This window comes from Paraburkholderia sp. SIMBA_053 (assembly GCF_046534895.1).
GTDB classification, from domain to species: domain Bacteria; phylum Pseudomonadota; class Gammaproteobacteria; order Burkholderiales; family Burkholderiaceae; genus Paraburkholderia; species Paraburkholderia caledonica.
In genome coordinates, this window is sequence record NZ_JAWRXU010000006.1 from 45,248 (window position 1) to 70,015 (window position 24,768).

Genomic DNA, 24,768 nt, shown 5'->3' on the forward strand with positions numbered 1-24,768 from the left:
CGGCTCTGATCCGTCAAACCGACAGTTTACGCCGGTTACGGCTGCGCCGCCGAAGCACCGTTATCCGGGTCCAACGCCGCAACCTTCTCCTTCAGCCATTTTTCGACCGACGGGAAAACGAACTTGCTCACGTCGCCGCCCAGCTGCGCAATCTCGCGCACAATCGTGCCCGAAATGAACTGATACTGATCGGACGGCGTCATGAACATGGTTTCGACGTCGGGCAACAGATAGCGGTTCATGCCCGCCATCTGAAACTCATACTCGAAGTCGGACACGGCGCGCAGCCCGCGCACGATCACTCGCGCGTTATTGCTGCGAACGAAATCCTTGAGCAGCCCTTTGAAGCTCATGACCTGAACATTCGGGTAATGGCCCAGCACTTCGTGAGCGATATCGAGCCGCTCCTTGAGCGTAAAGAACGGCTTCTTGTTGCGGCTGTCGGCGACGCCGACCACCAGCGTGTCGAAGATGCTCGACGCGCGCCGAACGAGGTCTTCGTGACCGCGCGTTAGCGGATCGAACGTGCCCGGGTACACGGCGACTACCATGAGACTTCTCCTCTCTTCAGACAGATGGGCACGTCAAAGCGTCCACGCGACGCATTTGGCACCGGCCGCACGCGTGACGGCAAACCGTCCGGCGCTTGTTATGGAAGGCGCATTATTCCTCATTTTCGCGCTGCAGCAAATGGAAGTGGACAGCGCCCGCTTTGCCCTGCCGGACGATTTCCCACCCGGCAAGAGCTTCGTTCGCGCCGGGCTCGATCGCCACGCCGGCTTCTACATACAGGAAACCGTCGCTGCTCACGAGCGGAGCCGCCAGCCCGAGCGCTTTGTCCAGTACATCCGAGCCAAACGGCGGGTCGAGGAATACCACGTCGAACGAACCGGGCGGCAGGCTCGCTGCAAGACGCAAACCGTCGGCCTCGGCAATTTCGATCATGCGCGCCCCGAGTCGTTCCTGGTTGGCCCGCAACTGGCTCGCCGCTCGCGAGTTACGCTCGACCATCAGTACGCGTGCGGCGCCGCGCGACGCCGCTTCGAAGCCGAGCGCGCCGCTGCCGGCAAAGAGATCGAGGCAGCGCTGACCGTCCAGACGTTGCCCGAGCCAGTTGAACAGCGTTTCGCGAACCCGGTCCGGCGTGGGGCGCAAGCCGTCGAGGTCGAGCACGGGCAGTGGCGTGCGTTTCCAGTCGCCGCCGATAATCCGGATGGCGTGCGGCTTACCGCCTTTAGACGAAGCGCCATGGGCGCGGGAAGAGGCTGAACGGGGCATGCAGTTTTGATTGCGTTGACAGAAGCGTCCGCTGCGTCGAAGCAAGCGGACCGGAGCGCCAACGTTACCACAGGGGCGCGGCGCGTCCAGCCTGGCCGTTCGGCCTATACAACGTGCGACGGCGCGCCTGATAAAATGTGCGGCTTCCAGCGCCTTGCATCCCGCATCGCAACGCTGCCTGCCGCTTTCGCCGGTGCTGTACCGGCCGCGCGCATCGGCGCGCGCTCTCACCACGCCAGATCATGTTCAGCTTTTTCAAACGATTCAAGGGTTCGAAAGAGTCCGAAAACGCGCCAGACGAATCGCAAATCGCGCCTGAGGGGCTGCTTGACGAGCCGGCTGCAGAAGCGCCGGCCGAGCCGCCTGTCCCCGCGAAAGCCGGGCCGGCCGCGAATGCCGCAAGTGCCAGCGTGCCGGCGAGCATTGTGTCGCCGCCCGTCGCCTCGCCCGAACCGCAGCCCCAGCCCGATTTCGAGGAATCGACGCTCGAGACCGTCGAAATCGTGCCTCCGCCGTTGCAGGATGCGAGCGCGAAACGCTCGTGGCTGACTCGCCTGAAAACCGGCTTGTCGAAGACCAGTTCGAGTCTCACCGGCATTTTCGTCGGCACCAAGATCGACGAGGATCTTTACGAAGAGCTGGAAACCGCGCTGCTCATGTCCGACGCGGGCGTCGACGCGACCGAATTCCTGCTTGAAGCGCTGCGCGAGAAGGTACGCACCGAGCGTCTTACGGAGCCGCAACAGGTCAAGACGGCGCTGCGCACGCTACTGGTCGAGTTGCTCAAGCCGCTCGAAAGCTCGCTTATGCTCGGACGCGCGCAGCCGCTCGTCATGATGATTGCTGGCGTCAACGGCGCGGGCAAGACGACGAGCATCGGCAAGCTCGCCAAGCATCTGCAGAGTTTCAACCAGTCGGTCCTGCTTGCCGCCGGCGACACGTTCCGCGCCGCCGCGCGCGAGCAGTTGGCAATCTGGGGGCAACGCAACAACGTCACCGTGGTGTCGCAGGAAAGCGGCGATCCAGCGGCCGTGATTTTCGACGCGGTCGGCGCCGCGCGGGCACGCAAGATCGACGTGATGATGGCGGACACGGCCGGCCGTCTACCCACCCAGTTGCATCTGATGGAAGAGCTGCGCAAGGTCAAACGCGTGATCGGCAAGGCGCAGGACGGCGCGCCGCACGAGGTGTTGCTCGTGATCGACGCCAATACCGGGCAGAACGCGCTTGCGCAGGTCAAGGCTTTCGACGACGCGCTCGGCTTGACCGGCCTGATCGTCACCAAGCTCGACGGAACGGCCAAAGGCGGCATTCTTGCAGCCATCGCGCGGCAGCGACCCATTCCGGTGTACTTCATCGGCGTTGGCGAAAAGGTGGAGGACTTGCAGCCTTTCAGCGCTGAAGAGTTCTCCGACGCGTTGCTAGGCGGTTAAGCCAAAGCGACGCCATTAGCGGCGCCTCGCCGGCAAGTCACAAAAAAGGGCACTCTTCGGAGTGCCCTTTTTACACCGGCAACGCGGTGCGGCTCATTCGGCGTCTGGCTGCATGCCGGGCGCGGCGCGCGCGAATGCGTCGATTTCCATCGCGTGGTCGTAAATGCGCTGGATGGTCGGATATTTCGACGTATCGACGTTGAAGCGCTGCGCGTTGAACACCTGCGGGATCAGGCACGCGTCCGCGAGTGTCGGCTCGTCGCCGAAGCAAAGCTTGCCGGTGCGCCCGTCGCTCGCCAGGTGAGCCTCCAGCGTCGCAAAGCCGGTGTCCACCCAGTGCCGGTACCAGGCGTCTTTCGCGTCGTTCTCCACGCGCAGCGTGTGTTTCAGATACTTCAGCACACGCAGATTGTTGAGCGGATGGATCTCACACGCCACCTGCAACGCGAGCGAGCGCACATATGCACGGTCGGCGGGAGCCTTCGGCAAAAGCGGCGGCTCGGGATGCGTTTCCTCCAGATATTCGATGATGGCGAGCGACTGCGGCATCACCTCATGGCCGTCGATCAACGTGGGGACGATGCCGTCCACGTTGACCGCGCGATATTCCGGCTTCAGCTGCTCGCCACCGTCTCGCACGAGATGCACAGGTACATACTCGTACGGCAGGTTTTTCACGTTGAGCGCGATCCGCACCCGATACGACGCCGAGCTGCGAAAATAGCTGTAGAGCTTCATGTCGTTGTCTCCTCCCAAAACTGCTTCAGACGACGCGCACGCTGAATTCTCCCAGTCCGTCCACGCCGCCATTCATCAGATCGCCCTTCACCACCGCGCCGACGCCTTCGGGCGTGCCGGTGAAGATCAGATCGCCCGGCTGCAACTCGAACAACGTCGAAAGGTAGGCAATGGTTTCGCCCACCGACCAGATGAGTTGCGACACATCCGAGCGTTGCTTCTCCTCACCGTTCACAGACAGCCAGATCGCGCCCTTACCGATGTGGCCAACGCTCGACACCGGATGAATCGGGCCGAGCGGCGCAGATTGATCGAAACCTTTCGCGGTGTCCCACGGACGACCCAGCTTCTTCGCCTCGGCCTGCAGGTCGCGGCGCGTCATGTCGAGACCGAGCGCGTAGCCGTAGACGTGATCCAGCGCGCTGTCCGCGGAGATATTTTTGCCGCCTTTACCGATCGCCGCGACGAGCTCCATTTCGAAGTGGACGTTCTTAGACAGCGTCGGATACGGAAACTCGCCGGTCTCGCCCGGCGGTACATACAGGACGGCATCCGCCGGCTTGCTGAAGAAAAACGGCGGCTCGCGGTCGGGATCATGACCCATCTCGCGGGCATGCGCCTCGTAATTGCGGCCGACGCAATAAATGCGACGCACAGGGAACTGCTCGCTGGACCCGACAACCGGCACTGCGACCACCGGTGCCGGTGCAAATACGTAACTCATCCGGTTCTCCGTTCTTCGATATGAGCCGCAGTGCGGCGATAAAACAGCGAGTGTAACGCGCGGTAGAAGGCGACGCGCGCAAGTCAGGCAAGGGTTCCGGAGAGCGGTGCGTCAGTGCGCGCGCCTCGCCGGACGGCTATAGATGCGATACTCACACCAGATAACGTCCCTTGAATACCGTGGCGTACCGTCCCGACGGCGGCACGCCAGCACGTCAATTGCGCTCATGACAGACTCCGCCGACACCGCCAACCCGTTCCCCTGTGCCCGCTTCATCAAGGAAATCGGCCGCGGGCCGAACGGAGCCCGCGCGCTCACCGCCGACGATACGCGCGCGCTCTACACCGCTATGCTCGACGGCCGCGTCGGTGAACTGGAACTGGGCGCGGTGCTGCTCGCTTATCGTGTGAAAGGTGAAACCGCCGACGAACTCGCGGCGATGCTGGCGGGCGCCCATGCGTCGTTCGAGCCGGTTCATCTGCGTCCCGGCGAGTTCCGGCCCGTGTCGATCCCCAGCTATAACGGCGCGCGCAAACAGCCGAACCTCGTGCCGCTGCTTGCGCTGTTGCTTGCGCGTGAAGGGGTGCCGGTCCTCGTGCACGGCATCACCGACGATCCCGGCCGCGTAACGAGCGCCGAAATTTTCACGCATCTGCGGATACCGCACGCGACCTCGCACGACGACATTGAAGACGGCCTCGCAGAGCGCCGTCTCGCGTTTGCGCCGATCGACGTGCTCGCGCCAAAGCTTGCACGTCTGCTCGGGTTGCGGCGGCGCATGGGCGTGCGCAATTCGACGCATACGCTCGTCAAGATTCTGCAGCCGTTCGCGCCCGCCGGGCTGCGTCTCGTGAACTACACGCATCCGCCGTATCGGGACAGCCTCACGCAGCTATTTAGCAGCCATCCGGACGCGGCGGCCGGCGGCGCTTTGCTCGCGCGCGGCACGGAGGGCGAAGCGGTCGCCGACACCCGGCGTCAGGTGCAGGTGGACTGGCTGCACGACGGGATCTGCGAGACGCGAGTGCCGCATGAGCGCTCGTCGCGCGACGCACCCGAGGTCGAGTTGCCCGAAGCACGCGATGCCGCGACGACAGCGGCATGGATCGGCGCCGTGCTGCGCGGCGAGGCGCCGGTGCCAAGCGCGATAGAGAGGCAAGTCGAGTTGATTGCCGACGTCGCTAGAACGCCCGCGCACTGAAGCTCACTCAATCGCGCAACGCGTCGCCTGCCATGCAATGAGGCGCCACTGGCCGTCTTCCTGCGTGTGGATTGCCGTGTAGGCAATGGGAAAAAGCAGTGCGCCGCTATTCGCTTCCATCTCGATCAGCGCGCGACCGGTCACGACGCAGGTTTCGCGGCCGACCGGCAGCACATCTTGCGACTGCACTTCAATTTGCCGATAGCGGCGGCGCCCGGCGGTAATGCCGTCGATGAACTGCCGCTTCGTCTCGCGCTTGCCGTTCGTGTGCACGTAGCTCACGTTCTCTGCGAGCAGCGCGTCGAGCGATTGACCGTCGCCGTCGACCATCGCGCGGAAGCGTTCGCGTTCCAGCCCGCGGATCGCCTCGATTGTCTTTGCCGCCATTGCTCAGCCCCTTGCACCGGTGAGCCAGACGCGGCCACGGTCGTCAGAAGTTATATTGCAGGTATAGCTGGTGGAAATTTATACCAGGATTCGGCTCTTTGATACCGCCATTCGAAACATGCTGGAAGCGGTAGCCGGCCTGGTACTGCTGATGGGCGCCGAACTGCATGCCCACACCCGCCATATCGGCGAACTGGAACGCAGTGGACAGTGTGAAAGTCGAAGAAATTCTCGGGCTCGACAACAAGCGCACACCCGCGCCCGCTTCGACGAAAGGCCGGATCGATCCGGATCCTTTAATGAAGCGAATGATAGGCGTCACACCGATCTCGCCGATGTTCTCATGCACATTGCCTTCGTTCGTGTGCCACCAGGCAACATGGGCCTCGCCGATCAGCGCGAAATGCCAGTCGCCGATCTGCCACCACGTGAGATTCGGGTCCCACACGAGCCCGAGGTCCAGTTTCTTGACATGATGATCCCCCAGAGCTCCGGTGACCTGGACTCCGAACTGATCAGCGGCGGCGACGCCGGAAAGCGTGAGCAGCAGAGCCGCGCACGCAGCTTTTAGAGCCAGACCACGGAAGACATTCTTTTTGTTGTCCATCTGATACCCGCGCTCAGCAAGTTGAACATTCTGTAACAGTTTGCGTATTCTAAAGACAATCTGAAGGCGGTGGATCCTGTTAAGAAACTTAAATTTTCGCAATTACATACATCATAAAGCGCAAAAATCGGTCGAAAGTGAGAGTGAATGGTGTTTGTTAGGTAATTTCTACGGCACCAGCGCTGGCCGCCAAAGGCGAGTATGATGGCTATTGAAAGTTGAAATTCAATAGGAAACAACGGAACTTGGATGCCCCTATGGGCTCTAAGTATTAGCACTCGGAAATCGAGAGTGCTAACATCCAACGCTGGAGTCGTTACCTGAACAAGCTTTTGCCTGATTCCAAAGGAGTTTTAAACGTGAGCCATGCATTGACCCTTCCGAGTACTCTGAGCCCGTCGTCGGCTAAGGCCGCTCCGGCAGGTGCGCTGGCGCTCTCGCATTCCTCCCTGCTGCCCGGTCAACTGGGCAACATCGACGCCTACATCCAGGCCGTAAATCGGATTCCGATGCTGACGCCGGCAGAAGAACGCCAGTTCGCTACAGAATTCCGCGAGCACGACAACCTCGAGGCTGCACGCCGCCTCGTGCTGTCGCACCTGCGGCTGGTCGTCTCGATCGCGCGCAACTATCTGGGCTATGGGCTGCCGCACGCCGACCTGATCCAGGAAGGCAACATCGGCCTGATGAAGGCCGTGAAGCGCTTCGATCCGGAGCAGAACGTACGTCTCGTGTCGTACGCCATGCACTGGATCAAGGCGGAGATCCACGAATACATCCTGCGCAACTGGCGCATGGTGAAGGTCGCCACAACCAAGGCGCAGCGCAAGCTGTTCTTCAATCTGCGCAGCCATAAACAAGGCTTGGGCGCTTTCACGCCGGACGAGATCGAAGGTCTCGCCAAAGAGTTGAACGTCAAGCGCGAAGAAGTAGCGGAGATGGAAACGCGCCTCTCGGGCGGCGACATCGCGCTGGAAGGCCAGGTTGAAGACGGCGAAGAGTCGTATGCGCCGATCGCGTATCTCGCCGACTCGCATAGCGAGCCGACCGCGGTACTGGCCTCGCGTCAACGCGACAAGCTGCAAAGCGACGGTATCGCGACGGCACTGGAGGCACTCGACGCCCGCAGCCGCCGCATCATCGAAGCTCGGTGGCTGAAAGTCGAAGACGACGGTTCGGGCGGCTCGACGCTGCACGAACTGGCCGACGAGTTCGGCGTCTCGGCTGAGCGTATTCGTCAGATCGAAGCGAGCGCAATGAAGAAGATGCGCGGTGCGCTGACCGAATACGCGTAACGCTCGTCAACGGACAGAGCGGCGTGGTGTAAGCCGGTTAGCCAAAAAAGAAACGCTGAAGTCCAAAGCCCTGCCTCGCAAGACGGCGGGGCTTTTTTTATGCGCCGTTCCCGGGCTGCGGCAAATGGGCACGCGCGCCGGCTACGGGAGAAGGGTCGGCGTACCGCACGCTAACAAGTGGTTTGTCCGGCATGGCGCCGGTAAACGCAAAGCGGCACCTCGGATCGAGGTGCCGCTTTCTTATTGCGCTGCTGGTCGGGCGCTCGGTGGACCCGCGCTAACCGCATCGCCGCATCGCGTGGCATGAAGCGCCTTGAGCGCTTCGCCGCCACGCCTGTCGGTCACGCAGGCAAAGGTGCCGCGCCGCCGCTGGCCGGCATGCGCGTTGCCAGTGCTTCCGCGTAACGCCGCGCCGCATCGCCGACGACGATATGGAACGTATCCGCCGCAACCCACGCTGTGTCGAGCGTCGCGAGACGCTGACGATCCACCGCCGACGGATCCTGAACGACGATACGCAGACGCGTCGCCGCCACGGCGTCGAGCGACTTCACGTTGCCGGCGCCGCCAAACACCGCGAGCCAGCGCAATGGATCGGGATCGAGCGGACCATTTGCGGCAGCCGAAGCACCACCCACCGTCGCCGAAGGTGCAGCCGAAGTCGAAACCGCAGCCGGCGCAGCAGCGGAGGCAGCCGGCTTCACCACACCGGCATCGTTGCCGCCCCGCTCCATCGCAGTCCGAATTTCATCAGCGATGATGTCCGCTTCCGGTCCGATAATGACCTGTACGTTCGTCGCGCCGCGCTTGAGCACGCCGCGCGCGCCGATGGTCTTCAGTTCGTTCTCCGACACCTTGCCGGAGTCCACCACGGACAGACGCAGACGCGTCGTGCACGCATCCACCACCGAGAGATTCGCCGCGCCGCCGAGCGCCGCGATATAACGCTGCGCGCGCGGGACGGCAGCGCCTGCCACGGGCGAAACGAAACCGCCGGCAGCGAACGAATCGACTTGTTCGTCGGCAGCGGCGGGTTCACGGCCCGGCGTCGCCATGTTGAACTTGCGGATGAAGAAGCGGAACAGGCCGTAGTACACCACCGCATACACGATGCCGACCGGAATGGCCAGCCAGCCCTTGGTCGAAAGGCCGTAGTTCAGCACGTAGTCGATTGCGCCCGCGGAGAACGTGAAGCCGAGGTGAATGCCGAGCGCCGAACAGATCGCGAGGGCAAGACCCGTCAACAGCGCATGGATCACGTACAGCACCGGCGCGAGAAACATGAAGCTGAACTCGATCGGCTCCGTGACGCCCGTCAGAAACGACGTAAGCGCCATCGAAAACAGCAGACCGCCCACAATCGCGCGGCGCTCTTTCGGCGCTTCATGGAACATCGCGAGACATGCGGCCGGCAAGCCGAACATCATGACCGGGAAGAAGCCCGTCATGAACGTTCCGGCAGTCGGATCGCCGGCGAAGAAGCGATGCAGGTCGCCCGTCACGGCGGCGCCGCCCGGCGGCGTGAAGGTGCCGAACACGAACCACGTCAGCGAATTCAGGATGTGATGCAAACCCGTCACGAGCAGCAGCCGGTTCAGCACGCCGAACACGAATGCGCCGAGCGCGCCCGCCGTGGTCAGCCAATGGCCGGCTGTATCGATCACGCTCTGCACCGGTTGCCATACATAGCCGAACAGAATGCCGAGCGCGAGACAGACTACGCCCGTGACAATCGGCACGAAGCGTTTCCCTCCGAAGAACGCCAGGTAGTCGGGCAGCTTGATGTCCTTGTAGCGGTTGTACAGCAAGCCGGCCACGATACCCGCCACGATCCCCGACAACACGCCCATATTCAGCTTGTCGTTGATGTCCTTCATCACCGCGACTTCGATCAGATAACCGATCGCGCCCGCGAGACCCGCGACGCCATTGTTGTCCTTCGCGAAGCCGACCGCCACGCCGATTGCAAACAGCAGCGGCAGGTTGTCGAAGATCGCGCCGCCGGCGTCGGCGATCATCTTGATGTTGAACACATCGGGCTGGCCGAGGCGCAGCAGCAGGCCGGCAACCGGCAGCACCGCGATAGGCAGCATCAGCGCGCGTCCCAGGCGCTGAATCTTCAGAAACGGATTCCCATCCATTGATACCTCCAATCCTTGTCTCGTCGTCGACGAACGTCGTTGAGTTATGTAGCGTTGCGTACCGTGCGGGGTTCAGTCCAACGGCCACGTTTCGCGGCTTACTACTCTTACCGCCTGCGCCGATTCGAGCGCCAGCGCATCCTGGGCGCGTTGACGGCACAGTTGATAATCGAGGTTGCGCACCCGCGCCTTGATGCCCGGCACCGAAACCGGGTCCACTGAAAGCTCGGTTACGCCGAGGCCGACAAGCAGCGGCATCGCAAGCGGATCGCCCGCTAGCGCACCGCATACGCCGACCCATTTGCCATGCTTGCTCGCGCCTTGCACGGTCGCGGCGATCAGCCGCAGCACAGCCGGATGCAGACCGTCGGCCTGTGCGGCGAGATCGGCCTGACAGCGGTCCATGGCAAGCGTGTATTGCGTCAGGTCGTTGGTGCCGATCGACAGGAAGTCCGCGTGTTGCGACAGTTGGTCGGCCAGCAGCGCCGCCGACGGCACCTCGATCATCACGCCGACTTCAATCGGCTCTGTGCGGCCCAACTCGCGAGCGAATTCGTCGATTCGTTTGCGGATGCGAATCAGCTCGCCGACATCGGTCACCATGGGCAACAAAATGCGGACGGCGCCCAACGGCTTTACGGAGAGCAGACCGCGCAGCTGATCGTCGAGCAGATCGGGGCGCACCTGCGCGAGGCGAATGCCGCGCAAGCCGAGCGCGGGGTTCGGCTCCGGCGGCAGCGTGAGGTAGTCGACTTCCTTGTCCGCGCCGACGTCGAGCGTGCGGATGATCGCGGTGCGGCCGCTCAATGCGTCGACAATGCCTTGATAGCTCTGCCGATGCTCGTCCGTGGTCGGCGCGGCTGCACGGTGAATGAATAGCAGTTCGGTACGCAGCAGGCCGACCGAGTCCGCGCCGTTTTCCACGGCCGTTTTCGCGTCGTCGAGCGTCGCGATGTTCGCGGCGACTTCGATCGCGCGGCCATCGGCCGTGACCGCAGCTTCCTGCGACGTACGGCGATTCGCTTCGCGCACACCCGCAAGGCGGCTGCGCTCGAGCTGCGCACGCTCGACATCGAGCTCCGTGGGTGCAAATTCCAGCCGACCGGTGGTCGCGTTCACCACGACCTGCGTGCCTTCGGGAATCGCATACAGCGCATCGCCCATAGCGACCAGCGCGGGAATGCCCGCCTGCCGCGCGAGAATCGCCGCATGCGACGTCGCACCGCCGCGCGCCATCACGAGAGCCGTGACACGCGAGCGATCCAGTGCGGACAAATCGGATGGCGTGAACTCCTCCGCGGCGAGCACTGCTTCGTCCGGGAGCGTGCGCGCCGCGGCATTCGTATAGCCGAGCGCACGCAGCACGCGTTTCTCGATGTCGCGCAGGTCGGCGGCACGTTCGGCGAGCAACGCGTCTTCGATATTAGTAAGGATGGCTATCTGTGCGCGAATCGCTTCGCGCCACGCAAAGCCCGCACTCTTGCCGAGACTGATCAGATCGCGCGCGGCGTCGAGCAGCGTGAGGTCTTCAAGCAACACGCGATGCACCGCGAAAATACCCGCCTCGCCGACCGCACCGCGTTGCGACGCGTCGCGCACCGTCGTGCCGAGGTCGGCGTCGACGGTCGCAATCGCCTTGTCGAGCAGACGGCTTTCCGCAGCCGACGTGCCGCTTGCCTGTTCAGGCGGATCGATGTCCGCGTCGTCCCAGCGCACCAGCTTGCCAATCGCCACGCCCGGCGACGCGCAGACACCGGCGAGCGCGTTCGGCGCGAGAGTCTCGCCCGCCGCCGGTGTCACGGTTTGCGGCGCGGGCGAACTCTGCCGCGCAGGCTTCTCTTCGACTTCGCCGTGCGCCTCGCGCGTCAGCTCGTCAGCGATCGCGTCTACAGCGGCGCGGGCTTGCGGGCCCACACCGAGTAGCTCCACCGTCGCGCCTTGACCCGCGCCGAGTCCCAGCAGTCCAACCACGCTTTCGATTGCCGCCTTGCGCCCTTCGTAACGCACCTCGACACGCGCATCGAAACCGCGCGCCACTTCACGAGCACGCGCTGCCGGCCGCGCATGAAGCCCGCCCGCATGAACCAGTGTGACTTGCGCGCGCGCTTCTTCGGTCACGCTCGTTGCGCTCAACTGACGAGACGCATCGGCCGCGGCACCGTCGCGAGGACGCAGCAACAACAGCGGCGTTTCACCTGCCTTCAGCATGCCGCCCTGCGCGCGCTCGACGATCTCGAACGCGTCAGAGTTGGCTATAGCGATGACAGAAACAAGGCTCGGCGCATGCAAGGCGATCTGATCCTGATCGAACTCGATCAGCACGTCGCCGGCATGCACGTGTGCGCCCTGCTCGATCATCGGCGCAAAGCCTTTGCCGTTCAGCTCGACCGTGTCGATACCGATATGCAGCAGAATCTCGGCGCCCTCCGCCGTGGCCAGCGTCACAGCGTGGCCGGTGCGTGCAAGGTGGGTGACGGTTCCCTCGCACGGCGCGACGAGTCGGCCCTCGAGCGGATCGACGCCGATCCCGTCGCCGAACATGCCGCCCGAAAACACCGGGTCGGGCACGTTCGCGAGCGGAACGACCGGACCGGTCATCGGCGCCAGCAAAACAATATGGCCTTCAGAATGGCTCATTAAACGGGACTCCTCGACACGTCGCATCTGATTTCTCGTCAGTGAGTTTCGGTGATTTTGTTGAGATGGCGCGGCGCATCGGGATTGCGCCCGCGCGCGGCCGCAAGGCCCGCGGCCATCACGTAAAAGGACAGGATGGCGGCGATCGGATCGAGCGCCGCGTGAGCGGTGATAGCGAGCGGCAGCGTCGCTTCGGGTACATCGGACGGAGCGGCAAGCAATACGCGAGCGCCGCGAGGCTGCATGTCGCGCGCGAGTTGCAGCAGACCGGCCTGCTCCGGCCCACGCGGTGCGAACACCAGCAACGGATAGTCGCGGTCGATCAGTTCCATCGGACCGTGCCGCACTTCCGCGCTAGAAAACGCTTCTGCCTGAATGCCGGAGGTTTCCTTCAGCTTCAACGCGGCTTCCTGCGCGACGGCAAGGCCGAGACCGCGGCCGATCACGATCATGCGTTCGATGCCGCGCAGTTCGTCGACGGCTTTCGACCAGTCGAGCTTGCCGGCGGTCTGCAACGCGTCGGGCAGCGTGTTCAACGCAGCCAGCAAGTCCGGATCGCGCTGCCAATGCGCAACCAGTTGCGCGGAAATCGAGAGCATCGCGATGTAGCTCTTGGTGGCGGCAACGCTCAATTCAGGACCTGCGACGAGCGGCAGATGCCACTCGCACGCGTCGGCGAGCGGTGAAGCCGGTGCGTTGACTGCGGCAACCGTCAACGCGCCCGCCTCGCGCAACGCCTGCATCGTGCCGACAAGATCAGGACTCTTGCCCGATTGCGAGAACGCCAGTGCAAGCTGATCGCGAACCTGTAGCGGCGCCTGTTGGAGCGTCGCGACCGACATGGGCAGCGACGCGACCGGCACGCCGAGGCGGCTCATCGTCAGGCTTGCGAAGTAACTCGCCGCATGGTCGGAACTGCCGCGCGCGACCGTCAACGCGACATGGCGGGGTTGCTGCGCGAGCCGGGCGGCCAGGGCCTCGACGCGCGAGGTGTCCGTGAGTTGCGCGGCGACCGTTTCTGCGGACGCCAACGCCTCTTTAAGCATATTCGACAATTGCTTCTCCTTCGACGTATGTCGCGCTCAACGCCAGTTCACGATCGAACACGACGACGTCGGCCCATGCACCGCGCGCGATTCGGCCGCGGTCTTCAATGCCGAGGTAGTCGGCGGCGTAGCGCGACAAACGGTTTGATACATCGGCGATCGGCAGACCGATCGACACCAGATTGCGCAGCGCCTGATCCATGGTCAGGGTGCTGCCGGCGAGCGTGCCGTCGGCGAGACGCACGCCGCCGAGACACTTCGTTACGTGTTGGCTGCCCAAGCGGTACTCGCCGTCGGGCATGCCGGTCGCCGACGTGCTGTCCGTGACCACGTACAGACGCGGAATCGCGCGCAGTGCGGCGCGGATCGCGCCCGGATGCACGTGCAGCAGGTCGGGAATAATTTCGGCGAATTCAGCATGCGCGAGCGCCGCGCCGACGAGGCCAGGATTGCGGTGATGCAGCGGCGACATCGCGTTGAAAAGATGCGTGAAGCCGCACGCGCCGTGTTTGAGCGCGGCAACGGCGTCGTCGTAAGTGCCGAGCGAATGGCCGAGCTGCACCCGCACGCCGCGCGCCGCCATCTCCGAGATGATGTCCATATGGCCGGCAATTTCAGGCGCCAGCGTGACTACGCGGATCGGCGCGATGGACAGATACTTGAGCACTTCGTCCATCACGGCGGAGACGGCCGCATCGGGCTGCGCGCCCAGCTTGCCAGGGTTGATGTAAGGCCCTTCCAGATGCACGCCGAGCACCCGCGAGCAGCCTGGTGTGCGCACGCGCGCGACGTCGCCGAGACCGGCGACCACGCTCATCAGTTCGTCGCGCGGCGCGGTCATGGTGGTAGCCAGCAGACTCGTCGTGCCGTAGCGCGCATGGGTGCGTGTGATGGTCTCGATGGCGTTGTCGGCTTCCATGACGTCGGCGCCGCCGCCGCCGTGCACGTGCAGGTCGATAAAGCCCGGCAGGATGTACGGGGCGTCGTTCGTCGCGGGATCGACGCGCTCGCCGGTAATCGCCGTGATGCGGCCGTTTTCGAATTCGAGCGTGCCGTGAATCCACCCGTCGGTGGTGAGTATGTTTCCGGTCAGCATGAGTCTCTCTTGCAAGGCGTGATACGGGGTGTGGCTCAATCGCGCCTGAGCGCGCGGTGCGGGGCGCGGGCGCGCGGCTTACGCGGCCGTGTGTCCCACCTGGATGCGGCGCTCAGGTCCGCAATTCAGCGACGAAGTCGTAGTAGTCGTCGCGGCAATAGGTGTCCGTCAATTCGATTGCGCGCTGGTCGGCGCTATAACCGATACGGGTAATGACCAGCAGCGCCGAGCGCGGTTCGATATCCATGAGGGAAGCGATCTCGCTCGAAGCGTTGACCGCGCGAAAGTGCTGCAACGCGCGCACAACCGCTGCGCCACGTTGCTCCAGATAGCTGTAAAGCGAAACGCCGATTGCCTGCGGATCGGGAACGATCGCGACCGGAAGCGCCGAGTGCTCGACCGCCATCACGATGCCGTCCGCGCGGCGCAGCCGGCGCAGGCTCGCCACTGCTGCGCCGGGCGACAAACCGAGGCGCACCAGCTCTTCCCGATTGGCGGCGCGAATATCGCGCTCGAGCCAAACCGAGTCCGGACGGAAGCCACGCTGCTGCATCTTCTTGGTGAAGCCGGTGAGCCGCGACAGCGGATCTTCGACGCGTGGCGTAATGAAGCTGCCCGCGCCGCGCGCGCGCCGGATAAGCCCTTGCTCGACCAGCAGTTCGATTGCCTTGCGCGCGGTAATGCGCGACACGCCGATTGCGTCCGAGAGCGTCCGCTCCGAAGGCAACGCTTCACCGGCCGACCACACCCCGCAATGGATCGCGGTCGCCAGATTGCGCGCGAGCTGCAAATACAGCGGCGTGACGTTGCGAGCGTCAGGCATGAGTGCGGACCAGCGAGTTTCCATGGCGCTCCGGCGGCAGTGGCGGAAGGTTCGGCCTGCAAAAAGGAGAGCCCATTATATAACCAACATAATACCAGTCAACGAACTGGTTCTATGCCGGTATGATCGGGCGCAAAGCCTTGTCCATCAAGCCGGAGCGGCCTATGAACATGGTCCGCATGCGGGTTCGGAGAGCCCAGGATTTACCCGTATTCGAGACGAATTCAGCGTGTAGCAGGCCCAATTACGAACCAGTTCGAGGTTCTGAAAGAGTGCACGTTCGTCCGTTTTCGAAGCTCGCGCGGTTTATGCCAAATGCATGATTTTGTTAAGGAAGGCGCGTTCCAATATAGTGGTATGCGAATCCATAAAAAGAACGGGAGATCAGCATTTGACCGATTCCGAGACGCTGCGACGGGCCCAGGCAGTCCGCCATTTCAATCGCTTCTACACGCGGCTTATTGGCGCTCTGCACGAGCGCCTGGCTCGCAGCACGTTCTCGTTGACGGAGGTGCGCGTGCTGCACGAACTGTCGCGCGGACGCGCGCAGACGGCGTCGGCGCTCGGCCGCGCGCTTGGACTCGACAGCGGTTATCTGAGCCGCTTGCTGACCAGTTTCGAGCGTCGCAATCTGATTACGCGACGGCCGTCCGAAACGGACGCGCGCCAGTCGCTGATCGAACTGACGGCTCACGGCCACGCAGCCTATGCGCCGCTCGACTCGGCAGCTGTTGAGGAAGTGCTGGACCTGCTCGGCGGACTCGGCGCGGGCTCACAGGAGCAGTTGATTGCCGCGATGAACCTTATCGAACGACTGCTCGGCGACAAGCCGCAGCAGGGCGCCATCGAACTGCGCGCGCCGCGCCCCGGCGAATGCGGCTGGCTCGTGCATCGACAAGCGCAATGGTTCGCGGCGCAATATGGTTGGGACGGATCGTTCGAAGGGCTGCTTGCGCGCGTGGTCGCCGACTACACGCAACGCAACGATAGCATTCGCGAAACGTGCGTCGTCGCTGATCACAACGGCATGGTGGTGGGCGCGGTGTGCATCGTCGCCGTGTCAACGACGGTGGCCGGCGTGCGCCTCTTGTGGGTCGAACCGGACGTGCAGCGTCTTGGCATCGGCACACGCTTGATGACCGAAGCAACGCGGTTCGCGCGGCGCGCGGGTTACACGAGACTAACGCTGACCACGGCCAGCGCATTGGAAGAGCCGCGGCGCCTGTGCAAGCGCGCCGGTTTCGAACTCGTCAGCACGGCGCCGGAGCGCCGTTTCGGCAAGGATCTGATGATCGAGCGGTGGGAGTTGGGGCTGTAAGCCGCGTTAGAACGACGGCACCACCGAACCCTTGAACTGCGTCTTGATGAACTGGCGCACGTCTTCGGATTGATACGCTGCAACCAGCTTCTTCACCCACGGCTTGTCCTTGTCCCGGGTGCGCACCGCGATCAGGTTCGCGTACGGGCTGTGAATGTCTTCGAGCGCAATCGCGTCTTTCGTCGGCTGCAGACCGGCGGAAAGCGCAAAATTCGTGTTGATCGCGGCTGCGTCCACATCGGCAAGCGAGCGCGGCAATTGCGCGGCATCGAGTTCGACCAGCTTGATCTTCTTCGGATTCTCAGCGACGTCGAGCGCGGTCGCATTGTTGCCGTTCGTGCCCGCGCCGGCCCTCAGCTTGATCACGCCCTGCGTCTGCAGGAGCAGCAGCGCGCGGTTCTCGTTTGACGGATCATTCGGCACAGCGACCTTCGCGCCTTGCGGCAAATCCTTTAGCGACTTCAGCTTCTTCGAATAGATGCCGAGCGGCGAGATGTAGGTGAGACCCGCGTTGACAATCTTGTAGCCGCGCTGCTTGATCTGGCTGTCGAGATACGGCTGATGCTGGAAGCTGTTGGCGTCGAGATCGCCTGCGTCGAGCGCGGCGTTCGGCTGCACGTAATCGTTGAATTCGACGACCTTCACGTTCAGGCCTTCACGCTTTGCCACCTTGGTGACGACTTCCCAGATCTGCGCGTCCGGGCCGCCGATGGTGCCGACCTTGATGACTTTGTCGTCGGCATGGGCGCCGAGGCTGGTGACGATCGCCGCGCCGGCGATCACTGCGGAGAGGGCTTTGAGGATATTTCTGCGCTGCATGTAATTCTCGCTGTTTCTAATCGAATCGTTCGCATGAGATTCGGGTGATAGCCGGACGCGGGCACTGATGACACGCAGGTAGCCGCGGGTTCAGAGCGCGCCGCCGGCCGGACCGTAAATCGTCTCATATGCGGTGCGAGATGTGAAATACAGCAATCACATATAGGTATGCGAAGCGCGATCGGGCGGCGAAGCGCCACGCTGTGGCTGATAATTCGAAACGTTGCCGCGAGCATCCGCGGTACGTTCAATCTCCTGCGAGGACGCCCATGTATGTCATCAACCTGATCTATACCGCTTCACTTGAACGAATCGACGACGCGCTGGAAGCGCACCGTGCGTTCCTGACCACGCATTTCGAAGCAGGTGTGTTCGTGGCAGCAGGACCGAAAGTGCCGCGCGACGGCGGCATCATTCTGGCGGTGCGCATCGAGCGTGACAGGCTGGATGCGATCCTCGCAACCGATCCGTTCGCCGTGCAGAAGCTCGCGCGTTACGAGGTGACCGAGTTCAAGACGACACGGCTTGCGCCGGGGTTGAATCTGCCGATGCCGGTTTGAGCTTGAGCGGGTCGTTTATGTACAGCACGACGTCAGTCAAGCAGCAGCTTGATGTCGTGTACCCAAGGCGCGGCGCCCTGGCCGTCGCGCGCGAAAAGGCGCAGCTTGCCGTCGGTGTCGAACACATAGCTCGCCGCCGTATGGTCCATCGTGTAGCTGTCGGGGGTCTTGCCGGGCACCTTCGCGTAGTAGACGCGGAAGTCTTTCGCCACTTTCTTGAGCTGTGCCTCGTCAGCGGGACGCAGGCCTACGAAGGTCGGATTAAACGCGGAGACGTATTGCCCGAGTAACGCGGCAGTGTCGCGCTCGGGATCGACGGTGACGAACAGTACTTGAACGCGCTTGGCGTCTTCGGGACCGAGTTGCTGCAGCGCTTGTGAGAGCTCAGCCATCGTGGTGGGGCAAACGTCCGGGCAATGCGTGTAGCCGAAAAACAGCACGACGACCTTGCCTTTGTAATCCGCCATTGTGCGAATCTTGCCCGACGTGTCCGGCAACGAGAAGTTGCTTCCAAACTGGGTATTGCCGGTCAAGTCCAGGTTCTGGAACGCTGGCGGCTGCTTGCCGCAGCCCGCCACGAACAATGCGCTGCCGAGCGCGCAGGCAATCACAGCGGCACGCGCCGCACGCGCGAAGCGGGTATTGAGCATGGTATTACGCGCCGATCACAACGCGCACATAGTGGTCGATCAGCAGCGCGGCAAACAGCAGCGACAGATAGACGATCGAGTATCGGAAGGTCCGGCGCGCCAGATTGTCGGAGTACTCGAGGTAGATCTTCCACGCGTAGGCGAGAAACACCGCGCCGAGCACCACAGCCGCTGCAAGGTAGAGCACGCCGCTCATGCCGGAGATGAACGGCATCATAGTCACGGCGAACAGAATTACTGTGTACAACAGAATATGCAGCCGCGTGTACTTTTCGCCGTGCGTGTTCGGCAGCATCGGCAAGCCGGCGTTTTCATAATCTTTGCGGCGGTACAAGGCGAGCGCCCAGAAGTGCGGCGGCGTCCACACGAAAATGATCAGCACCAGAATCCATGCGTCGCCCGGCACCTGACCGGTGACGGCGGCCCAGCCGAGCGCCGGTGGCATCGCACCCGACGCGCCGCCGATCACGATGTTCTGCGGCGTGGCCGGCTTGAGCAGCAGCGTATAGATGACGGCATAGCCGACGAACGTGGCGAGCGTGAGCCACATGGTCAGCGGATTGGCGAACGTATAAAGCGTCCACATGCCAAGGCCGCCGAGCACGGCCGAGAACAGCAGAATTTGCGTAGTGGTAATTTCGCCGCGCGCCGACGGACGCCACGACGTGCGCCGCATTTTCGCGTCGATTTTTTGTTCGACGAGGCAGTTGATTGCAAACGCCGCACCGGCCAGCAGCCAGATGCCGACGGTGCCGCCGATCAGAACGGTCCAGGGCACCATGCCGGGCGTCGACAGAAACATGCCGATGACGGCACAGAACACGGCAAGTTGCGTGACGCGCGGCTTGGTCAGCGCAATGTACTGCGAGATCCGGCTGCCGGGCGTATGAGGGAGTGTTGTGCTGTCCATGTGGAGTCACGCTGGCGCGGCATCGCGCGCAGGCAACACGGCGCGGCCGGGACGGCTATAAGCGATTCGAAAGTTTAACATAACGAGCAGGAGCAGCAGGATCGCCGCGCCTCCGTTATGAGCTACCGCAATTGGCAGCGGCCATTGCAGAACGATGTTCGACAATCCGGTGACGAACTGGATCAGCACCACCAGCAAAACGCCGTTCGCCGGACGCCGCAGCGACTCGAAGCGGCGCAATTGAAGCGCGAACCACACGAGGTAGCCGACGACCACGAGCGCGAAGGTGCGGTGCGTCCAGTGAATCGCCACCAGTGCATCTTGCGTGATCATGTCGCCGCTGCTTGTCATGCCGAGCGCACGCCACAGGTGAAAACCGTGCGAGAAGTCCATCGGCGGAACCCATTGGCCGTTGCAGGTGGGGAAATCCGTACACGCGAGCACCGCGTAGTTCGTGCTGACCCAGCCGCCCAACGCGATCTGCACAATCAACAGCACGAGACCCGCGACCGCCGCGACGCGCCAACGCGCGGCTTCCGGCTCATACGCAGGCAATGGCGTCTGGCGCGCGGCGAGCCAGCCGAGTGTGCCCAGCAGCGCGAGACCGAGCAGCAAGTGCGTCGTCACGATGACCGGTTGCAGCTTCATTGTCACCGTCCATGCGCCGAACGCGCCTTGCACGAGAATCAGCAGCAGCAGCGAAGTCGGCCACCAGGGCGACACGTGCAGCGGACGCCGCTTGATGCGCGCGGTCCATGCAATCACCGTCTGCGCGATGATCAGCACGCCGATCGCCATCGCGAAGTAGCGGTGGATCATTTCGATCCACGCCTTGGTCATGCTGACGGGGCCGGTGGGCATCGCCTGATGCGCGGCGGTGATCGCAGCATGCGCGATAAATGGCGACGACGTGCCATAGCAGCCGGGCCAATCCGGGCAGCCGAGCCCCGAGTCGGTCAGACGCGTGAAGCCGCCGAACATCACGAGGTCGAGCGTGAGGAAAGTGGTGAGCCACACGAGCTTGCGGAATTTGTTGTCGTCGGCCTTGACCCACACATAAGACAGCGGCAACAACGCAATACACAAGCCGATCAGACCCAATTGCAGTACGAACATCTTCTCTTACCCTGGTTGCGGCATCAGCCGATGCTCGACCATTTCAGCAGCTTGGTCACGTCGCCCTTGATCTTGCTCGGGTTCGGGTCTTTCGGGAAACGCATCATCAGATTGCCGTTCGGATCGACCATATAGATGTGGTCGGTGACCTTGGTGCCGTTCGCGGTCGGCAGCCACGCCGACACCTGCGCCGGATCGGCAAGCAGCATGTTGGTGTCGGGATAAGCCTTTTGTATCACGTCCGCCACGTTGCCCGCACCTGTCCGCAGCCACACTTCTACGACGCGCTCGCGTTCCGGGCCCTGTGCCGCGCGGATTTGCCGCATGAAGTAGAGCTTCGTCACGCACGCTTTGTCGCAAGCGGTGTCGTCGACGGAGATCAGCAGCCAGTGGCCACGCAACGCGGCGAGCTTGAGCGGTTTGCCGTCTTCGCCGGTGACGACGAGCGACTCGGGAATCGGCCGCTGCGGTTCGACGAGCGTGCCGTAACTGGTGCTGCCGCCGCTCGGCTTCACCACGTAGTACATGAAATAGGACACGGCAATGGGCGCCGCGCAGACGATCGCGAGCAGCAGCAGGATCCAGCGGCCGCGCTCCCAGGAGCCCTTGCCGTTGGGCTGACCGGGCATCGGCTTGGCGGCGGTCGGTTTGCGGGCTTGCTGCGAACGGGGAGATGGCGTCGACACTACATAACCTCTTTCAATAATTTGTGCGGCTCGCCCAGGTCGTGGAGAGCCGCGCCGGGCACGCGCCGCATCACACGATGGGCGCCTGCTGTTTTCTGGCCGCGCGGCGCGCGGCGTACAGGCCGAAGGCCAAAGCCGCGGCCGCCATGCCCCACCACTGGAACATGTAGCCGTAGTTGCGCTCGACGCCGTTGGTTGGAGCCGGCCAGTCGCGCACGAGTTTGTCGCCGTCGTCGTTCAATTGCTGGATGACGAACGATTGCAAGGGCAGTCCGGTCTCGGCGGCATAAGCGGCGACGTCGAGATTCTGGCGAATCGCCTGATGCGCGGCCGATCCGCCCTGCCCCAGTTCAAACGCACGCGACGCATCCGCACGCGCAATTCCTTCTATCTCGATTTCGCCCTGGGGCGTAGTGTACGGCGCGATCGTCTCGCGATTATTGATGTTACGCGGCAACCAACCCCGATTGACGAGCACATAACCGCCGCCGGTAAGTTTAAAAGGCATCACCACGTAGAAACCCGGCTGGTCGTTATACGGACGATTATCGAGGTACACGACCTTGTCAGCGACAAACGTGCCGCGCGCTTTCACGCGATGAAACTCGATGTCCTTCAATGCGACCGGCGCACTGGTGACGGGTTGCGCGGGCGCGTTCTCGAACTGCGTGATGCGTGCCTCGAGTGCTTCTTTCTGATGCGCGCGGTCGCGCTGCCAGAAGCCAAGTCGCAAGGTCACCGCGACCACGAGCAGGATCAGCAACGCGGGAACGAGCCGGATCTTCATCGACGACACTCCAGATGCGGCTTGAACGGGCTGGCGAACGTGGGGCAAACGCCGGCGCTCGGTGAGATAATGATCACCTTGCCTTCGCGCTTTTCCGTTTCAGCAGCTTCCATGCACATTCTCGTTCCCATCGCCTTCGTCCTGATCATCGCCAGCATGGTGTCGGCGCTGTACTTCATGATGCATGACAAGGGCAAAACCAAGCGGATGGTCTGGTCGCTCGCCATGCGAGTCGGACTTTCGATCTCGCTGTTCCTCTTCATCCTGTTTGCGTACTGGATGGGCTGGATTCACTCAACCGGCATTCCGTACGGGCGCTGAGCCTCGCGTCACCATCACTGCGCTATAAACAAAACGCCGCCCTGACGGGGTCGAGGGCGGCGCTTCATCAATCCTGCTCACTACGCGTGCGCGGTGTTCCGATGGACGCTGCGCGACGGCCCCCGCGCGCTCCGGTATAACCGGCTGCGGCGCGGGCCAATCAGTCTTACAGCCAGTACACGACGACGTAGAGTCCGAGCCAGACGACGTCCACAAAGTGCCAGTACCAGGCCGCGCCTTCGAACGCAAAGTGGTGTTCCGCCGTGAAGTGGCCGCGAATCATTCGCACCAGCACCACCGCGAGCATCGTGCCGCCGAGGAACACGTGAAAACCGTGGAAGCCCGTCAGCAGGAAGAACGTGGAGCCGTACACGCCCGAAGCCAGCGTCAGGTTCAGTTCGTTATACGCGTGGAAATATTCGAAGCCCTGCAAGAACAGGAAGCACACGCCCAGCACGAGCGTAGCTGCCAGCCAGATGATGGCCTTCTTGCGATGATCTTCACGCAGTGCGTGGTGCGAGACCGTCAGCGTGGCGCCCGACGAAAGCAGCAGCGCCGTGTTGATGGTCGGCACCGGCCATGGCGTCATGGACTTGAAGGTCGACACGAGCGACGCGGGACCGTTGTTGGGCCACACCGCCGAGAAATCCGGCCAGATCAGCTTGTAATCGAGACTCGCCAGTTCGTGCAGCGCGATTGCGCGTGCGTAGAAGAGCGCGCCGAAGAAAGCGCCGAAGAACATCACTTCAGAGAAGATGAACCAGCTCATGCTCCAGCGGTATGACTTGTCGACATTCTTGCCGTACATGCCGCCTTCGGATTCGGCAATCGCGTCGCCAAACCAGTGCCACAACGTAAAGAGCAGCCACAACAGGCCGACGACAACGCCGATCGGCGCCCAGTCATGTTCGTTGATCCACGCCGCAAGCGATCCGAGCATGACCAGCAACCCAGCGGCGGCGCTGATCGGGTGCCGCGACGGATGCGGTACGAAATAGTACGGGCTCTCGTTTTGACCGCTCATTCTTGATTCTCCACTTCAGTCCAGTTGTTCCGGAAGCTCCGGCTGCATCTTCGGCGGCGCGTGTGTACCGCACCGCTTCACTCTAATTCGTGGGCGCTGCTACGCCCGTACCACATGCATGCGCAATGTCAGCCCACCACCGCGCGTACCACCAGAATCAGCACGCCGATGAAAATCGCCGTGCTGATCAACGCCGCGATAATGACGTGCACCGGGTTCAGTTGCGTTGCGTCGGCTTCAAGATCGCGCCGCTTGCGCACGCCGAAAAACGACCAGAACACCGCCTTCATCGACTGGCCGAAACTGCTTTTGCGCGGGCCGCCGCTGTTATCGCTCATTGTTGTCTTCCTTCGCCGGCGGCATGAGCCGTCAGGCGGGATTGGCAGCAGTTGCCGCCGTCTCGGCCGGGAGCGCCGCGCTTCCAACCTTCGCCGTTGCCGGCGTGTTCAACTCGAAAAACGTGTACGACAACGTGATCGTTTTCACGTCCTTCGGCAACTTCGGATCGACGACGAACACGACAGGCATCCGCTTCGTCTGATTCGCCGTCAACGTCTGCTGCGTAAAACAGAAGCACTCGATCTTCTTGAAGTACTCAGTTGCCTGTTTTGGCGCGTAGCTCGGAATGGCTTGCGCCTGAATCGTGCGCGCCTGTTCGTTGCTCACCTCGTACATCACCGTTGTCACTTCGCCCGGATGCACGTCCATGCTGCGCTGTTCCGGCTTGAAACCGAGCGGGCCGCGCGCGTTCGCATCGAATTCGATCGAAACCGTACGGCTCATGTCGACCTGCGTATTCTTCGCCTCGCGCACCGTTGCATCGCGCTGCACCAGGTTGTTGATGCCGGTGATCTGACAGATCGCGCGGTACATCGGCACGAGCGCAAAACCAAAACCGAACATCATCAACGCGACGACGAACAGCTTGACCAGCATCGAACGGTTGAAAGAGCGATCGGCCTGAGCCGGCGGTTGCGTCGACATCTCAATCCTCAACAAACCTGCAAACTACACCTGGACCGGTTCCGTCAGGAAAACCAACCCTGATTGATGATGACGCTCGCGAAAAATACCGCTGCGATTGCGAGCAGCACAAGACCGATCCGTCTGTTGCTCGCCCGAATCTGCTCCGGCGTACGTCTTTCCTGTGAATTGCGCGTCATGCTCGAGT

27 protein-coding genes are annotated in these 24,768 nt (G+C 62.7%); 6 read left to right on the plus strand and 21 right to left on the minus strand.

What is annotated here, in order from left to right; genetic code table 11:
- Positions 1–35: 35 nt before the first annotated feature.
- Both coaD and rsmD read right to left on the minus strand, forming a co-directional pair.
- A complete protein-coding gene (gene coaD / locus SB753_RS19655) occupies positions 36–551 on the minus strand; it encodes a pantetheine-phosphate adenylyltransferase (protein WP_020067005.1) in 516 nt (171 codons plus the stop codon).
- A 112-nt stretch (positions 552–663) separates the two neighbouring features.
- The gene (rsmD, locus tag SB753_RS19660; RefSeq protein ID WP_087754775.1) at positions 664–1,278 is read right to left on the minus strand and encodes a 16S rRNA (guanine(966)-N(2))-methyltransferase RsmD; all 615 of its coding nucleotides are present in this window, start codon (positions 1,276–1,278) and stop codon (positions 664–666) included.
- Between the two features lie 242 nt (positions 1,279–1,520).
- Between rsmD and ftsY the strand changes: the two genes are divergently transcribed.
- Positions 1,521–2,711, plus strand: a complete 1,191-nt coding sequence (ftsY, locus tag SB753_RS19665; RefSeq protein ID WP_410801407.1) for a signal recognition particle-docking protein FtsY — start codon at positions 1,521–1,523, stop codon at positions 2,709–2,711.
- Between the two features lie 93 nt (positions 2,712–2,804).
- Here the strand turns inward: ftsY and maiA are convergent, their stop codons facing one another.
- Positions 2,805–3,449 carry a maleylacetoacetate isomerase gene (gene maiA / locus SB753_RS19670; protein ID WP_410801409.1) on the minus strand — a complete coding sequence of 215 codons (645 nt, stop codon included), beginning with the start codon at positions 3,447–3,449 and terminating at the stop codon, positions 2,805–2,807.
- A gap of 25 nt (positions 3,450–3,474) precedes the next feature.
- Complete coding sequence (locus SB753_RS19675) at positions 3,475–4,173, minus strand: fumarylacetoacetate hydrolase family protein (RefSeq protein WP_410801411.1); 699 nt, start codon at positions 4,171–4,173, stop codon at positions 3,475–3,477.
- A 226-nt stretch (positions 4,174–4,399) separates the two neighbouring features.
- Between SB753_RS19675 and ybiB the strand changes: the two genes are divergently transcribed.
- Entirely contained in the window at positions 4,400–5,374 is a 975-nt protein-coding gene (ybiB, locus tag SB753_RS19680) for a DNA-binding protein YbiB (protein WP_020067010.1), read from the plus strand.
- Positions 5,375–5,377: 3 nt separating this feature from the next.
- Here ybiB and SB753_RS19685 read toward each other — a convergent pair whose 3' ends face one another.
- Both SB753_RS19685 and SB753_RS19690 read right to left on the minus strand, forming a co-directional pair.
- Positions 5,378–5,761, minus strand: coding sequence for a nuclear transport factor 2 family protein (locus SB753_RS19685; protein WP_020067011.1), 384 nt, complete (start codon positions 5,759–5,761; stop codon positions 5,378–5,380).
- Between the two features lie 43 nt (positions 5,762–5,804).
- Positions 5,805–6,368 carry an acyloxyacyl hydrolase gene (locus tag SB753_RS19690; RefSeq protein ID WP_087754779.1) on the minus strand — a complete coding sequence of 188 codons (564 nt, stop codon included), beginning with the start codon at positions 6,366–6,368 and terminating at the stop codon, positions 5,805–5,807.
- 359 nt (positions 6,369–6,727) lie between these two features.
- On the opposite strand from SB753_RS19690, the gene rpoH reads away from it, so the two are divergent.
- A complete protein-coding gene (gene rpoH, locus SB753_RS19695) occupies positions 6,728–7,663 on the plus strand; it encodes an RNA polymerase sigma factor RpoH (protein WP_020067013.1) in 936 nt (311 codons plus the stop codon).
- 341 nt (positions 7,664–8,004) lie between these two features.
- Here the strand turns inward: rpoH and nagE are convergent, their stop codons facing one another.
- From nagE to SB753_RS19720, 5 genes are all read right to left on the minus strand, one after another.
- A complete protein-coding gene (nagE, locus tag SB753_RS19700) occupies positions 8,005–9,804 on the minus strand; it encodes an N-acetylglucosamine-specific PTS transporter subunit IIBC (protein WP_410801413.1) in 1,800 nt (599 codons plus the stop codon).
- 72 nt (positions 9,805–9,876) lie between these two features.
- Positions 9,877–12,441, minus strand: a complete 2,565-nt coding sequence (gene ptsP, locus SB753_RS19705; RefSeq protein ID WP_410801415.1) for a phosphoenolpyruvate--protein phosphotransferase — start codon at positions 12,439–12,441, stop codon at positions 9,877–9,879.
- 38 nt (positions 12,442–12,479) lie between these two features.
- Entirely contained in the window at positions 12,480–13,487 is a 1,008-nt protein-coding gene (locus SB753_RS19710; protein WP_410801646.1) for an SIS domain-containing protein, read from the minus strand.
- Positions 13,480–14,583 carry an N-acetylglucosamine-6-phosphate deacetylase gene (gene nagA / locus SB753_RS19715; RefSeq protein WP_410801417.1) on the minus strand — a complete coding sequence of 368 codons (1,104 nt, stop codon included), beginning with the start codon at positions 14,581–14,583 and terminating at the stop codon, positions 13,480–13,482. The genes SB753_RS19710 and nagA overlap by 8 nt, the downstream gene beginning before the upstream one ends.
- 112 nt (positions 14,584–14,695) lie before the next feature.
- Positions 14,696–15,430 carry a GntR family transcriptional regulator gene (locus SB753_RS19720; RefSeq protein WP_020067018.1) on the minus strand — a complete coding sequence of 245 codons (735 nt, stop codon included), beginning with the start codon at positions 15,428–15,430 and terminating at the stop codon, positions 14,696–14,698.
- Between the two features lie 367 nt (positions 15,431–15,797).
- Between SB753_RS19720 and SB753_RS19725 the strand changes: the two genes are divergently transcribed.
- Positions 15,798–16,724: a bifunctional helix-turn-helix transcriptional regulator/GNAT family N-acetyltransferase gene (locus tag SB753_RS19725; RefSeq protein ID WP_087752563.1), complete on the plus strand. Its 927-nt coding sequence runs from the start codon at positions 15,798–15,800 to the stop codon at positions 16,722–16,724.
- Positions 16,725–16,730: 6 nt separating this feature from the next.
- On the opposite strand, the gene SB753_RS19730 is transcribed toward SB753_RS19725, so the two are convergent.
- Positions 16,731–17,543, minus strand: coding sequence for a MetQ/NlpA family ABC transporter substrate-binding protein (locus SB753_RS19730; protein WP_410801419.1), 813 nt, complete (start codon positions 17,541–17,543; stop codon positions 16,731–16,733).
- A 269-nt stretch (positions 17,544–17,812) separates the two neighbouring features.
- Here SB753_RS19730 and SB753_RS19735 point away from each other — a divergent pair, with 269 nt between their 5' ends.
- Positions 17,813–18,103: a YciI family protein gene (locus SB753_RS19735; RefSeq protein WP_087752564.1), complete on the plus strand. Its 291-nt coding sequence runs from the start codon at positions 17,813–17,815 to the stop codon at positions 18,101–18,103.
- Positions 18,104–18,135: 32 nt separating this feature from the next.
- Here SB753_RS19735 and SB753_RS19740 read toward each other — a convergent pair whose 3' ends face one another.
- The 5 genes from SB753_RS19740 to SB753_RS19760 form a co-directional block, all read right to left on the minus strand.
- Complete coding sequence (locus SB753_RS19740) at positions 18,136–18,753, minus strand: SCO family protein (RefSeq protein WP_410801421.1); 618 nt, start codon at positions 18,751–18,753, stop codon at positions 18,136–18,138.
- A 4-nt stretch (positions 18,754–18,757) separates the two neighbouring features.
- Positions 18,758–19,663 carry a heme o synthase gene (gene cyoE / locus SB753_RS19745; protein WP_408188650.1) on the minus strand — a complete coding sequence of 302 codons (906 nt, stop codon included), beginning with the start codon at positions 19,661–19,663 and terminating at the stop codon, positions 18,758–18,760.
- Positions 19,664–19,669: 6 nt separating this feature from the next.
- The gene (locus SB753_RS19750; protein WP_088173188.1) at positions 19,670–20,779 is read right to left on the minus strand and encodes a COX15/CtaA family protein; all 1,110 of its coding nucleotides are present in this window, start codon (positions 20,777–20,779) and stop codon (positions 19,670–19,672) included.
- A 23-nt stretch (positions 20,780–20,802) separates the two neighbouring features.
- Positions 20,803–21,465 carry an SCO family protein gene (locus SB753_RS19755; protein WP_410801423.1) on the minus strand — a complete coding sequence of 221 codons (663 nt, stop codon included), beginning with the start codon at positions 21,463–21,465 and terminating at the stop codon, positions 20,803–20,805.
- 70 nt (positions 21,466–21,535) lie between these two features.
- Positions 21,536–22,252, minus strand: a complete 717-nt coding sequence (locus SB753_RS19760) for an SURF1 family protein (RefSeq protein ID WP_410801425.1) — start codon at positions 22,250–22,252, stop codon at positions 21,536–21,538.
- Positions 22,253–22,363: 111 nt separating this feature from the next.
- Between SB753_RS19760 and SB753_RS19765 the strand changes: the two genes are divergently transcribed.
- Positions 22,364–22,573, plus strand: a complete 210-nt coding sequence (locus SB753_RS19765) for a twin transmembrane helix small protein (protein ID WP_410801427.1) — start codon at positions 22,364–22,366, stop codon at positions 22,571–22,573.
- Between the two features lie 166 nt (positions 22,574–22,739).
- Here the strand turns inward: SB753_RS19765 and SB753_RS19770 are convergent, their stop codons facing one another.
- From SB753_RS19770 to SB753_RS19785, 4 genes are all read right to left on the minus strand, one after another.
- Positions 22,740–23,597 (minus strand): cytochrome c oxidase subunit 3, encoded by an 858-nt coding sequence (locus SB753_RS19770; RefSeq protein ID WP_020067029.1) that lies wholly within the window; start codon positions 23,595–23,597, stop codon positions 22,740–22,742.
- A gap of 128 nt (positions 23,598–23,725) precedes the next feature.
- Entirely contained in the window at positions 23,726–23,935 is a 210-nt protein-coding gene (locus SB753_RS19775) for a DUF2970 domain-containing protein (protein WP_087752569.1), read from the minus strand.
- 31 nt (positions 23,936–23,966) lie between these two features.
- Entirely contained in the window at positions 23,967–24,581 is a 615-nt protein-coding gene (locus SB753_RS19780; RefSeq protein ID WP_020067031.1) for a cytochrome c oxidase assembly protein, read from the minus strand.
- A gap of 44 nt (positions 24,582–24,625) precedes the next feature.
- Entirely contained in the window at positions 24,626–24,760 is a 135-nt protein-coding gene (locus SB753_RS19785) for a cytochrome oxidase small assembly protein (protein ID WP_020067032.1), read from the minus strand.
- Positions 24,761–24,768: the final 8 nt, after the last annotated feature.

Excerpts from the sequence above, each read along its gene's own strand:
- maiA (WP_410801409.1), bottom strand. The coding sequence starts at position 3,449 with ATGAAGCTCTACAGCTATTTTCGCAGCTCGGCGTCGTATCGGGTGCGG.
- ptsP (WP_410801415.1), bottom strand. The coding sequence starts at position 12,441 with ATGAGCCATTCTGAAGGCCATATTGTTTTGCTGGCGCCGATGACCGGT.
- cyoE (WP_408188650.1), bottom strand. The coding sequence starts at position 19,663 with ATGGACAGCACAACACTCCCTCATACGCCCGGCAGCCGGATCTCGCAG.
- coaD (WP_020067005.1), bottom strand. The coding sequence starts at position 551 with ATGGTAGTCGCCGTGTACCCGGGCACGTTCGATCCGCTAACGCGCGGT.
- ftsY (WP_410801407.1), top strand. The coding sequence starts at position 1,521 with ATGTTCAGCTTTTTCAAACGATTCAAGGGTTCGAAAGAGTCCGAAAAC.
- SB753_RS19685 (WP_020067011.1), bottom strand. The coding sequence starts at position 5,761 with ATGGCGGCAAAGACAATCGAGGCGATCCGCGGGCTGGAACGCGAACGC.
- SB753_RS19735 (WP_087752564.1), top strand. The coding sequence starts at position 17,813 with ATGTATGTCATCAACCTGATCTATACCGCTTCACTTGAACGAATCGAC.
- nagE (WP_410801413.1), bottom strand. The coding sequence starts at position 9,804 with ATGGATGGGAATCCGTTTCTGAAGATTCAGCGCCTGGGACGCGCGCTG.
- SB753_RS19730 (WP_410801419.1), bottom strand. The coding sequence starts at position 17,543 with ATGCAGCGCAGAAATATCCTCAAAGCCCTCTCCGCAGTGATCGCCGGC.
- SB753_RS19780 (WP_020067031.1), bottom strand. The coding sequence starts at position 24,581 with ATGTCGACGCAACCGCCGGCTCAGGCCGATCGCTCTTTCAACCGTTCG.
- SB753_RS19765 (WP_410801427.1), top strand. The coding sequence starts at position 22,364 with ATGCACATTCTCGTTCCCATCGCCTTCGTCCTGATCATCGCCAGCATG.
- SB753_RS19690 (WP_087754779.1), bottom strand. The coding sequence starts at position 6,368 with ATGGACAACAAAAAGAATGTCTTCCGTGGTCTGGCTCTAAAAGCTGCG.
- SB753_RS19770 (WP_020067029.1), bottom strand. The coding sequence starts at position 23,597 with ATGAGCGGTCAAAACGAGAGCCCGTACTATTTCGTACCGCATCCGTCG.
- SB753_RS19740 (WP_410801421.1), bottom strand. The coding sequence starts at position 18,753 with ATGCTCAATACCCGCTTCGCGCGTGCGGCGCGTGCCGCTGTGATTGCC.
- rsmD (WP_087754775.1), bottom strand. The coding sequence starts at position 1,278 with ATGCCCCGTTCAGCCTCTTCCCGCGCCCATGGCGCTTCGTCTAAAGGC.
- SB753_RS19750 (WP_088173188.1), bottom strand. The coding sequence starts at position 20,779 with ATGTTCGTACTGCAATTGGGTCTGATCGGCTTGTGTATTGCGTTGTTG.
- SB753_RS19710 (WP_410801646.1), bottom strand. The coding sequence starts at position 13,487 with ATGCTTAAAGAGGCGTTGGCGTCCGCAGAAACGGTCGCCGCGCAACTC.
- SB753_RS19785 (WP_020067032.1), bottom strand. The coding sequence starts at position 24,760 with ATGACGCGCAATTCACAGGAAAGACGTACGCCGGAGCAGATTCGGGCG.
- ybiB (WP_020067010.1), top strand. The coding sequence starts at position 4,400 with ATGACAGACTCCGCCGACACCGCCAACCCGTTCCCCTGTGCCCGCTTC.
- SB753_RS19675 (WP_410801411.1), bottom strand. The coding sequence starts at position 4,173 with ATGAGTTACGTATTTGCACCGGCACCGGTGGTCGCAGTGCCGGTTGTC.
- nagA (WP_410801417.1), bottom strand. The coding sequence starts at position 14,583 with ATGCTGACCGGAAACATACTCACCACCGACGGGTGGATTCACGGCACG.
- SB753_RS19720 (WP_020067018.1), bottom strand. The coding sequence starts at position 15,430 with ATGGAAACTCGCTGGTCCGCACTCATGCCTGACGCTCGCAACGTCACG.
- SB753_RS19760 (WP_410801425.1), bottom strand. The coding sequence starts at position 22,252 with ATGAAGATCCGGCTCGTTCCCGCGTTGCTGATCCTGCTCGTGGTCGCG.
- SB753_RS19775 (WP_087752569.1), bottom strand. The coding sequence starts at position 23,935 with ATGAGCGATAACAGCGGCGGCCCGCGCAAAAGCAGTTTCGGCCAGTCG.